This window comes from Pseudomonas rhodesiae (assembly GCF_007858255.1).
Lineage (GTDB): Bacteria > Pseudomonadota > Gammaproteobacteria > Pseudomonadales > Pseudomonadaceae > Aquipseudomonas > Aquipseudomonas rhodesiae.
In genome coordinates this window covers 1-1,126 of record NZ_VFEU01000074.1, presented here as the reverse complement: position 1 = coordinate 1,126, position 1,126 = coordinate 1, and the positions used below count along the sequence as shown (strand labels likewise).

Genomic DNA, 1,126 nt, shown 5'->3' with positions numbered 1-1,126 from the left:
GTGTTGCCGCTGACCGAAAACTGACCCAGTAGAGGCTGTTCTGCCGACTGAAAACTGACCCAGGTGTTCAACTGCTTCTGCTCAATTTTTGAGCAGGAGAACACAGGGTGATCAGTATGGAAATGATGGGCAAAATTCGCCGGATGTATTTCCGCGACAAGCTGTCGCTGCATGAGATAGCCAAGCGCACCGGGTTGGCGCGCAACACGATTCGCAAGTGGGTCAGAGCACCTGAGGCCAAGCCGCCGGTCTACCAACGCCGCGCGATCTTCAACAAACTCAGCCCTTTTCACGCCACGCTGGAGCAGGCGCTAAAAGCCGATTCGCTGCGGCCCAAGCAACAGCGGCGCAGTGCCAAGGCGCTGTTGGCGCAAATCAAAGCCGAAGGTTATGACGGTGGCTACAGCCAGCTCACCGCGTTTATCCGTGCCTGGCGAGGGGGACAGGGCAAGGCGTCGCAGGCCTTTGTGCCGCTGACCTTTGCTCTTGGCGAGGCGTTTCAGTTTGACTGGAGCGAGGAAGGCTTGCTGGTCGGCGGCATTTACCGGCGTATGCAGGTGGCACATCTGAAGCTGTGTGCCAGCCGTGCGTTCTGGCTTGTGGCGTATCCGAGCCAGGGCCATGAGATGTTATTTGACGCCCATACACGCTCGTTCGGCTCCTTGGGCGGCGTGCCGCGCCGGGGCATCTACGACAACATGAAGACCGCCGTCGACAAGGTCAATAAGGGCAAAGGCCGGGCGGTGAATGCGCGCTTTGCGGTGATGTGCGCGCATTACCTGTTCGATCCGGACTTCTGCAACGTCGCCGCTGGTTGGGAAAAGGGCATCGTTGAAAAGAACGTGCAAGACAGCCGCAGGCGTATCTGGCTAGACGCCCAGGACTGCCAGTTTCACTCCTTCGAGGAACTCAATGCCTGGCTGGGCCAGCGCTGCCGCGCGCTTTGGAACGAGCTGACGCACCCTCAATACAGCGGGCTGAGTGTGGCCGAAGTGCTGGAGTTGGAGCGCGCTGAACTGATGCCTGTGCCAGCGCCATTCGACGGTTACGTCGAGCGGCCTGCGCGGGTCTCCAGCACCTGCCTGGTCAGCGTCGGGCGCAACCGCTACTCGGTGCCGTGTGAGTA

Annotated in this window: 1 protein-coding gene; it reads left to right on the top strand. The window is 60.2% G+C overall.

Translation table 11 applies throughout. The features are described from left to right. Window positions 1–116: 116 nt before the first annotated feature. On the top strand, window positions 117–1,126 hold a 1,010-nt coding region (istA, locus tag FIV35_RS29465; RefSeq protein WP_142901939.1), incomplete at its 3' end, for an IS21-like element ISPst3 family transposase.